The sequence below is a fragment of the Streptomyces sp. NPDC058637 genome, assembly GCF_042717325.1.
Classification (GTDB): domain Bacteria; phylum Actinomycetota; class Actinomycetes; order Streptomycetales; family Streptomycetaceae; genus Streptomyces.
On sequence record NZ_JBHXRD010000006.1, the window covers coordinates 253,289 to 262,772 of the forward strand.

5 protein-coding genes are annotated in these 9,484 nt (G+C 69.2%); 1 reads left to right on the plus strand and 4 read right to left on the minus strand.

Translation table 11 applies throughout. From position 1 onward, the window contains the following. Nucleotides 1-18: 18 nt before the first annotated feature. The 3 genes from ACFWVP_RS08590 to ACFWVP_RS08600 all read right to left on the minus strand — a co-directional run bounded on the left by ACFWVP_RS08590 (nt 19) and on the right by ACFWVP_RS08600 (nt 6,378). Nucleotides 19-1,722 carry a serine/threonine protein kinase gene (locus ACFWVP_RS08590; protein ID WP_384494723.1) on the minus strand — a complete coding sequence of 568 codons (1,704 nt, stop codon included), beginning with the start codon at nt 1,720-1,722 and terminating at the stop codon, nt 19-21. Between the two features lie 134 nt (nt 1,723-1,856). After that, nucleotides 1,857-4,016, minus strand: a complete 2,160-nt coding sequence (gene murJ, locus ACFWVP_RS08595) for a murein biosynthesis integral membrane protein MurJ (RefSeq protein WP_384494724.1) — start codon at nt 4,014-4,016, stop codon at nt 1,857-1,859. A gap of 49 nt (nt 4,017-4,065) precedes the next feature. Beyond that, nucleotides 4,066-6,378, minus strand: a complete 2,313-nt coding sequence (locus tag ACFWVP_RS08600; RefSeq protein WP_384494726.1) for a DUF6049 family protein — start codon at nt 6,376-6,378, stop codon at nt 4,066-4,068. A 180-nt stretch (nt 6,379-6,558) separates the two neighbouring features. Here ACFWVP_RS08600 and ACFWVP_RS08605 point away from each other — a divergent pair, with 180 nt between their 5' ends. Continuing rightward, on the plus strand, nt 6,559-8,001 hold the full coding sequence (locus ACFWVP_RS08605) for a CCA tRNA nucleotidyltransferase (protein WP_384494728.1): 1,443 nt from the start codon (nt 6,559-6,561) through the stop codon (nt 7,999-8,001). A gap of 103 nt (nt 8,002-8,104) precedes the next feature. On the opposite strand, the gene ACFWVP_RS08610 is transcribed toward ACFWVP_RS08605, so the two are convergent. Further along, entirely contained in the window at nt 8,105-9,382 is a 1,278-nt protein-coding gene (locus tag ACFWVP_RS08610) for an MFS transporter (protein ID WP_384494729.1), read from the minus strand. Between the last annotated feature and the right edge of the window lie 102 nt (nt 9,383-9,484).

Consider the following 9,484-nt stretch of genomic DNA (forward strand, 5'->3'; position numbering starts at 1 on the left):
CCCCTCCCCCTGGTCCCGTCAGCTGGTGATCTTGATGTCCGAGACCTTGCCCCGGTATCTGCCGTCGTCACTGCTCAGCGGCAGCTCTGTCAGCCAGACCAGAACGTACCGTGCCCGCACCTGCTTGTCGGGCTTGAGAGACACCTTTGTTCCGGAGCCCTGCGCGACCTTGGTGAAGCCGTCGGATGCCTGGGGGGCGGACGAACTGTCCGTGGTCCTCAGTTCGACCGAGGTACGGCCCCCGAGGAAGGACACGTCGACGTTGCCCACCTCCTGGACCTCGCCGAGGTCCAGGACGATTCCGACGCCGTCCTTGAGGTTGCCGAAGCCGGCGGTGTAGTAGCCGTCGGTGCTCCAGTACGAGCCGGCGTCCCCGTCGTAGGCGTTCTTTATCGACGCGGGTTTTTCCGAGCCGTCCGTGCCCTGGGGGTCGAAATCCCAGGCTTCGGCGATGCTGACGGGCTTACTGGGTTCGACGGCCTTCTTGTCGATGTCGTCGTCCGTGGTCTTTGTGGGGGCGGGTTCGCCGGAGTCGTTGGTCCGGTCGAGGACGGTCTCCGCCAGCTGCCAGCTGCCGAGGCCGAGGGCTGCGATCAGCAGCGCGGACACGGCCCACTTGAGTGCCTTGCCCGTGCGGCTCTGGAGAGGCGGCGGGGGTTTGGCCATCACGGGCTGAGTCGCGGAGAGGGGATGTGCCGACGGGCGCCCGTAGGTGCCCTGCTGATAGGTCGTGCGCTGGTACTCGGGCGGAGCGGTGAAAGCGGGCTCAGGGGGCAGGATGCGCGGCATGGCCGCGACGGCCTTGGCCAGCTCGTCCGGTGTGGTGCACGGCTGTTCCTGCCGTGACGCGGTGGCGCCGTCGTTGGCGAGCGCCCGCATGGCGAGCTCCGAGAGACCGCGGTGGACCCCTGCGCGTACCTGGTCCGGAGCGATGAGCCCCAGGTCCTTCGGGAGCCCGGAGAGCCCGTAGGCGTCACTCTCGTACGGCCAGCGACGAGTCAGCGCCGCGTAGAGGAGGGCGCCGATCGCTTCCGTGTCCCTGCGCAGCGGGTAGTCGGAGGTGATGCCGCGTAGCGCCGCGTTGACCGCGAGACCGCGGATCCGGTACTGCCCGGTCGAGCTGCGCAGTACGGCTCCGGGAGTGAGGCGCAGATGTGCGAGGCCTTCCCGGTGGGCGGCGGCCATGGCCTGCGAGATCTGGCTCACGAGCTGATAGGCGTCGTGGGCGTCCAGCGGACCCGCGGCCAGCAGGGCCGTGAGCTCGGTGGCGTCCGGGAGCCATTCGTGGACCACGTAGACGAGGGCGTCCTCCTCCACCGCGTCCAGGACCTGGACGAAGCGCGGGTCACCGAGCAGCGCGGAGGAGCGGGCTGCGGCCAGCACCGAGCGGGCGCGAGGATGATCGGCGGGAAGCAGATGGACGCCCACCGCACGGCGCAGCTTCTCGTCGACGGCGCGCCAGCTGCTGAATCCGTCCAGACGGGTGACGCACTCCTCGAGGCGGTAGCGTCCGGCCAGTTTGTGGCCGCTGTGCAGATCCGGTGCCGCCGGTACGGCGGCCGGGCTGTTGTCCTGCCCGCCGTCGGTGCTCTCCGGGCTCGCGCCTTCGGTGTCCTGGGCTTGGGCCGTGCCGTCGGTCGTTGCCTCGTCCGCCTTGGCGGCCAGCGGCTCGTCGCCGCTGTTGTCGGCCACGTCGACAGCAGCCGTGCTACGTTCCGCCACCGTCGTTCCTGCCTCCCCAGTCCGTTGCGCGATGCCAGTCAGCCAGCTCTGCACAGTCACGCCAATTGTGCCCACACTCCGGCGCTATGCACGACACGCGGTATCCGGTGATGGTTGTGCGGCTCGGCGAGCCTTTAGCGTCCGAGCCGTCCGCGGACCATGCCGACCATGCCGTTGAGTTCCTCGATGCGCATCTTCCTGGCGGCGACGAAGAAGACGCCGAGCAGGATGACGCTGCCGCAGACCAATGCCACCACGGACCCGCCGGCGCCGTCACCGAGAGCCGTCAGGAGGCCGAAGCCCACGCCGCCGCCGATGACGGCCGCGGGGAACGCGGCCAGGCAGAGACGGGCGTAGGTGCGCACCACACGAGCGCCGTCGAGGTCGCCCCCGAGCCGGTTGCTCAGTCGGCGCCAGGCGATGCCGACGCCCACCGCGTAGGCCAGTCCGTAGGAGGCGGCCATCCCGACCACCGCCCACTGGGCGGGGAGGATCACGTAGCAGAGCGCGGAGGCCGCGGCGTTGACCACCGCGACGATGACCGTGTTGTAGAAGGGTGTGCGGGTGTCCTCGTACGCGTAGAAGCCACGCAGCACGACGTACTGAACGGAGTACGGGATGAGGCCGAGGCCGAACGCCATCAGGATGAAGCCCATGGACCGCGCGGCCTCGGTGCCGCTGGAGGCGTACAGCAGGGTGCACATCGGCAGGCCGAGCGCCAGGAACGTGAAGGCGACGGGGACGATCGCGACGGCCGAGTTGCGCAGGCCCTGCGAGATGTCGTCGCGGACGGCCCCGGGGTCGTTGTCATGCGCGGCGCGGGAGATGCGCGGCAGCAGGGCCGCCATGACCGAGACGGTGATGATCGCCTGCGGCATGCCCCAGATCAGTTGCGCGTTGGAGTAGGCGAGGAAGCCCGCGCCGTCCTTGTCGGCGAGCTTTCCGGCCGAGGTGGCGAGCTGGGTGACGACGAGCACGCCCGCCTGGTTGGCCAGGACGAACAGGACCGTCCATTTGGCGAGCTTGATCGTTTTTCCGAGCCCGTGACCCTTCCAGTCGAAGCGGGGACGGAAGCGGAACCCTGCCTCGCGGAGGTAGGGGATCATGGCCAGTGCCTGGACGACCAGACCGAGCAGTGTGCCGATGCCGAGCAGCCGGACGCCTTCCGCCGGGATCGTCTCGACGCCCATCCGGGATTCGGCCGATGTGCCGTAGACCCAGATGAACAGGCCGAACGTGAAGATCATGACGATGTTGTTGAGGACCGGAGTCCACATCATCGCGCCGAACTTCCCTCGGGCGTTGAGGATCTGGCCCATCACCACATGGATGCCCATGAAGAAGATGGTCGGCAGGCAGTAGCGGGCGAACGTGACAGCGACGCCGTTGGCCGCCGGATCGTTCGCGATGGGCAGGGACATCATGCGGATGAGCATCGGGGCGGCGAAGACGGCCAGGGCGACGATCAGGCCGAGCACGACCATGACGAGCGTCAGCAGACGGTTGGCGTACGCCTCCCCACCGTCCTCGTCGTCCTTCATGGACCGGACGAGCTGCGGCACGAAGACCGAGTTGAGCCCACCGCCGACGGTGAGGATGTAGATCATCGTTGGCAGGGTGTAGGCGATGGTGAAGGCGTCGCCGAGGATGGCCGCACCGAGCGCGGCGGTGATCACAAGGCTGCGGACGAAGCCGGTGAGCCTCGACACCAGGGTGCCGGCCGCCATCAGGGCACTGGACTTCAGTATCCCGGAGGCACGACCACCGGACTTCGGAGGCACCGGGGCCGGGGCGGGCTCAGGTTCGGCCGGAGGGCCGGGAGGCCGTCCCGAGCCCTCCTGGTCGCGGAAGAGGTGGGCGAACGCGTCCGGCTCCTCGCGGTCGTCGGCGGCCCGTGTGACCAGGTCGTCCACCCCTACGTACTGGGTGGTCGCAGCGTTGTCCCCGTAGGGAAGGTGCCGGGAGGGGCCTGCGGGCTCCGGTGGCGGCGTCTGGGCCCAGATGCGGGGGTCGGGGGCGTACTGGGTCGCGGGAGGCTGCTGATAGAGCGCCTGCGGCTCCTGGTAGGTGCCCGGGGGCGGAGGAGGGTGGGCCGCGCGATCGTAGAGCGCTTCGGCCACCGGATCCTGCGCCGCGAGGTCCTGCGCCCGGTACGGGTCGTGGTCGTACGCGTGCTGCAGGTACGGGTCGGGTGCCCCCTCGTCCTGGCCTGCGCCCGGCGGTCCGGGCGGACCGCTGGAAGACCCAGCTCCGCCCGCGCCCTGGCCGCGGTCACCGTCGTACGGCGCGTTCATCGAAACCCCACCTCATCGTCCCCGGCCGAACGGCCCCGACAGACATCGCTCAACGGTCCACTTTCTCACCCGGTCCCGAAGGGTTCCCGCTTTCCGGACCGGTGTCCGGTGTCGGGTCACTCGGCTGCTCGGGTTCGCCGCCGTCTTGCTCGCCGCCGTTGTTCTCCGCCGCGCTGCCCGCGACGGTGCGCTTGCGGTGGGTGTACATCCTGATGCCGGCCAGGACGAGCAGCAGCAGCCCGCCGGCGATCACCAGGAGCACCGTCGGTGTGACCTCGGAGACCTTCACGGTGAAGGTCATCTCCTCGCCGTACGGTGCCCCGTCCTCGGTGAAGAGCCGCGCGGTGACCTGGGCCTGGCCGTTGGCGTTGGCCGAGGCGTCGAACTTCACGGACTGGCTGTGCCCGCCCGCGATCTTCACCGGCTGTTCGGCGACCGGGGCGCCGTCGTTGAGCTTGAGCCGTGTGGCGTTGCCCGACGTCAGCCGGAGCACGAGGTTGTCGACACCCTGGACCAGCTTGTTCTGCACGGTCACGGGAATCGTCGCGCTGCGGCCGGACAGGGTGACATCCGACTTCGCGATGAGCTGCACCTCGTTGGTGAGGCTCTGCAGATAGGTGCGGACCGCGTCGCGGTACTGCTGGGCCTCCAGCGGCCTGCCGCGCCAGGACGTCGACATCGAGCGGTTGATCGCGTTCCCGAACGGGGTCACCACCCGGTCGGGCTGGGTGAGGATGACCTGGAAGCTGTTGAGCGAGTCCTGCGTCGTCCTGATGTCCTGGAACGCCTGGGTGGGCAGCTCCTGGCCGCGCAGCTTCTTCGGGTACTGGGAGGCCCTGGGAACCTTCGTGGTGGCCCCCGCGTCGGGCTTCTCCTCGGCGGCCGCCACCAGGTCGAGGGGCTGCGTCCAGTGTTCGTCGGTGAGGGCCTGCAGGGCCCGTGCCATGGTCTGCGCCTGGGCGGCCGTGGGCATCCGCTGCGGGGCGACGACGATGCTGCGCTCGTTGTCGGGGGCCTGCTCGGTCAGCGCCAGCGTATGGGCGAGGAACTTCTGGACGGCGAGCGTCGAGTCCCCGGCGCCGGCCATCTCGCCCTTGAACGCGGTGGACAGCCGGTAGTCGGAAACCACAGCGGTGGTGCCGCCGCCGATCGGCCGTGCCGACGTCGGGGTGTAGGCGAGGCTGCCGGTCTCTTCGAGGCTGTCGCTGCGGGCGATCACCTTGTGCGCGCCGGCCGACGTGGCGACGTCGACGACGGAGGGATCGACGGCACCGTCCACCGGCCAGGCGAAGTCGGTGGACGGCTTCACGTGAAGGACGGTCTCCACCGTCGTCCCCGCCACTTCGGTCGCCGTCTGGAGATGGCTGAGCGTGCCCGACACGTTCTTACCGCGGTGGGCGATGGAGGCGAGGTCGGGGTCGGCGAAGGGCAGGGCCACCACCGTGCCGTTCTTCACCGCCGTCTCCAGAGCGGCTAGCCACTGCTTGGCGAGGGCCTGGTTCGTTCCCGCGATGATGGTGTCACCGACCCTGACGCGGTAGTTCCTCGTCATGGCGTCGACGGAAGCCAGCAGGTCCGGGTCGATCACCCAGGTGACCGGGAGCCGGCTGCCCAGCGACACCAGCTGCTCCAGCCGGCCACCGGCCGCGAGCTCGCGGGCCAGGTCGTCGTTGGCGAAGACGGGGGTCTGCTGCTCGTCGGAGCCCGTCTCGGCGGTCACGTGGGCCGACGCGATCAGCGGCCAGAGGAAGGTGAGCTTGGTCCTGCTGTCGGTGTCCTCGGGCTGCCAGGGGAGGAAGGTCCGCCGGATTCCGAGCACCTGGTCGTAGAGGTTGTCGGAGGTCCGGCCCGTCAGGGAGACCCCCAGCTGGTAGACGCCCTCGTCGTCCAGACCCAGCTTGTTCACCGGAACGTCGATGGAGAAGTCCTGGCTTATCCCGGAGGCGAGTTTCGCCACCTTCAGCGTGTACTTGCCGCCGAGCTTGGCGGGGTCACTGCCGGGGAAGTAGCCGGTGCGCTTGGCGGCCTCGTCGATGTCGGACCTGCTGGACAGCGTCGGCCCGACCCGGAGATCGACCACCGCGTCGGTGATCGTCCTCTTGCCCTTGTTGGTCAGGGTGCCGGAGACGGTGAGCGTGTCGCCTTTCACCGGCGCAGCGGGGCTGAGGGTGTTCAGGGACACATCGACGGTGCGTGAGCCGGTCGGCGCCTTCTTCACCACGTCGGCCTGTGCCGAGGAGGCAGCCGGACCGGTCAGCAGCCCGGCGATCAGGGGAGCCCCGACGATCAAGGAGGCTGCCCGCCGGAGCCACCGGCGGGCAGGGGAAGGGTGCGTCCCCTGAATGTCTGCCGCCTCGGCCACGCGTACCCGTCCCTCGTCGTCGTCAGCTGGTGCCGGTCTCGCCGGTCTCTGCGTCCCCGCATGGTAACGATGCGCTCGGCAGCTGAGTGCCGGGGACCGTGCCACATGATCGGAAGAGTCTCGCAGGGGACCAGGAAACGATGACGCCCGGGAGGGCCGGTGCACGTACCCTTTTCTGTTGTGCCGAACGCCAACGAAGACAGCCCCAGTGCACTGAGTCAGGTGCAGCACCGCGCAGTCAGTGAACTGCTGCGGGTGTCCCCGGTCGCCGACGACCTCGCCCGCCGATTCCAGGAGGCCGGATTCAGTCTCGCCCTGGTCGGGGGCTCGGTCCGCGATGCGCTGCTCGGCAGGCTCGGGAACGACCTGGACTTCACGACCGACGCCCGTCCGGAGGACGTACTCAAGATCGTCCGCCCGTGGGCCGATTCGGTGTGGGAGGTCGGTATCGCCTTCGGCACCGTCGGTTCGCAGAAGGACGGCTACCAGATCGAGGTCACGACCTACCGGTCGGAGGCGTACGACAGGAACTCGCGCAAGCCCGAGGTGTCCTACGGCGACTCCATCGACGAGGACCTCGTACGCCGTGACTTCACGGTCAACGCGATGGCTGTCGCGCTGCCGCAGAAGGAGTTCATCGACCCCCACGGCGGTCTGGAGGACTTGGCGGAGCGTGTGCTGCGCACCCCGGGGACACCCGAGGCGTCTTTCTCCGACGACCCGCTGCGCATGCTGCGCGCCGCCCGGTTCGCCGCGCAGCTGGACTTCGAGGTCGCTCCCGAGGTCGTCGCGGCGATGACGGACATGGCCGGACGTATCGACATCGTCTCGGCCGAGCGCGTCCGTGAGGAGCTGAACAAGTTGCTCCTGTCCGGGAACCCACGCAAGGGTCTGGGGCTGCTCGTGGACACCGGTCTGGCGGACCGGGTGCTGCCCGAGCTTCCTTCGCTGCGGCTGGAGAGTGACGAGCATCACCGGCACAAGGACGTCTACGAGCACTCCCTGACGGTCCTGGAGCAGGCCATCGACCTGGAGGAGGACGGCCCGGACCTCGTCCTGCGGCTCGCTGCCCTCCTTCATGACATCGGCAAGCCGAGGACGCGTCGTTTCGAGAGCGACGGCCGTGTCTCCTTCCACCACCACGAGGTGGTCGGGGCCAAGATGACCAAGAAGCGGCTGACCGAGCTCAAGTACTCCAACGACATGGTGAAGGACGTGTCGAAGCTCGTGGAGTTGCATCTGCGCTTCCACGGCTACGGCGACGGGGAGTGGACCGACTCCGCGGTGCGCAGGTACGTGCGTGACGCGGGTCCGCTGCTGGACCGGCTTCACAAGCTGACACGTTCGGACTGCACGACACGGAACAAGCGCAAGGCGAATGCTCTGTCGCGGACCTACGACCGGCTCGAGGAACGCATCGCGCAGTTGCAGGAGCAGGAGGAGCTGGACGCGATCCGGCCTGACCTGGACGGCAACGCGATCATGCGGATCCTGGACGTCGGTCCCGGGCCGGTGATCGGCAAGGCGTACTCCTTCCTGCTGGAGCTGCGGTTGGAGAACGGGCCGATGGATCACGATGACGCGGTCGCGGCGCTCAAGGAGTGGTGGGCCGCGCAGGACTGAAGCCGGAGCGACTCCGTGTTTCACGTGAAACATGAAGCGTGAAGCGCGGGCCGTTACGGCGCGGTGTGGCCGAGGGGCGTTGTTTCACGTGAAACAACGCCCCTCAGTCGCGGTGGACCGCCTTCTCGGCGCGCTTCCGGCGGAGCATCGCCATGGCGACGGCGGCGTAGAGGACTGCCACCGTGAGCACCACGAGGACGGATCGGCCGTCTGCGGGAAGCGCGAGGGCGGACATGGCCGCCGCGGCCACGAAGGAGACGTTGAAGAGCACGTCGTAGAGGGAGAAGACCCTGCCGCGGTAGGAGTCGTCCACCGACGTCTGCACCTCGGTGTCCGTCGCGATCTTCGCCCCTTGGGTCACGAGCCCGAGAACGAACGCTGCCGCCAGCATCGGGACAGGGGTGAAGGGCAGCCCCAGCGCCGGCTCCAGGAGTGCGGCCGCCCCGGCACACACCGCCATCCAGCCGAACCTGCCGAACCTGCCGATGGCCCAGGGGGTGAGCACGGCGGCGACGAAGTATCCGGCGGCTGAGGCGCCGAGTGCGATGCCGAGCAGGGTCAGGCCGTCGGACTCGCTGTCGGACCAGGCGTAGCGGCAGAGCATCAGCACCATCACGGTCAGCGCTCCGTAGCAGAAGCGGATCACCGTCATGGCGGCCAGGGCGCGGGCCGCGTCCTTCCGCTCGGCCAGATGGCGCAACCCCGCGGCGAGCCCGCGTGCCGTGGTGGCCAGGGCCTCCCGTACGCCTACGTGATGCCCGCCCAGGCCCGGTCCGAGGAGTGCCCGGGGCAGGGCCAGGGAGGCGAGGGCCGACAGGAGATAGAGGACGGCTCCCAGGAGGACCACGGCCGTGTCGGAGCCGTCGGTCAGTAGCTGAAGGGCCAGCGCGAGGCCTCCGCCCGCGGTCGCGGCCAGTGTGCCGGCCGTCGGGGAGAGGGAGTTGGCGATGACGAGCCGGTCGCTGTCGACGACACGTGGGAGTGCCGCGGAGAGTCCGGCCAGGACGAAGCGGTTGACCGCGGTGACACAGAGGGCCGAAGCGTAGAACAGCCACTCGGGCGCGGAGTGGAGAAGTAGCAGGGCCGTGCAGCAGGCCAGTGCGGCCCTCAGCAGGTTCCCGTACAGGAAGACCTGACGGCGCGGCCAGCGGTCCAGCAGGACGCCCGCGAACGGGCCGATCAGTGAGTACGGGAGCAGCAGCACGGCCATGGCGGACGCGATGGCCCCCGGAGTGGTCTGGTTCTCCGGCGAGAAGACGACGTAGGTGGCGAGCGCGACCTGGTAGACACCGTCGGCCGACTGGGAGAGGAGCCGGACTGCGAGCAGGCGACGGAAGTTCCGGAAGCGCAGGAGTACACCCAGATCACGCACGACAGGCATGTGGGAAAGGGTCACACAGGTCGGGGGTGCCCCGCCCGGTTTGCCCGGGGGCCCCCCCCCGGAGGATGGGAGGGGGAGTTGCGCGGCAGACCCCCCGGTGAG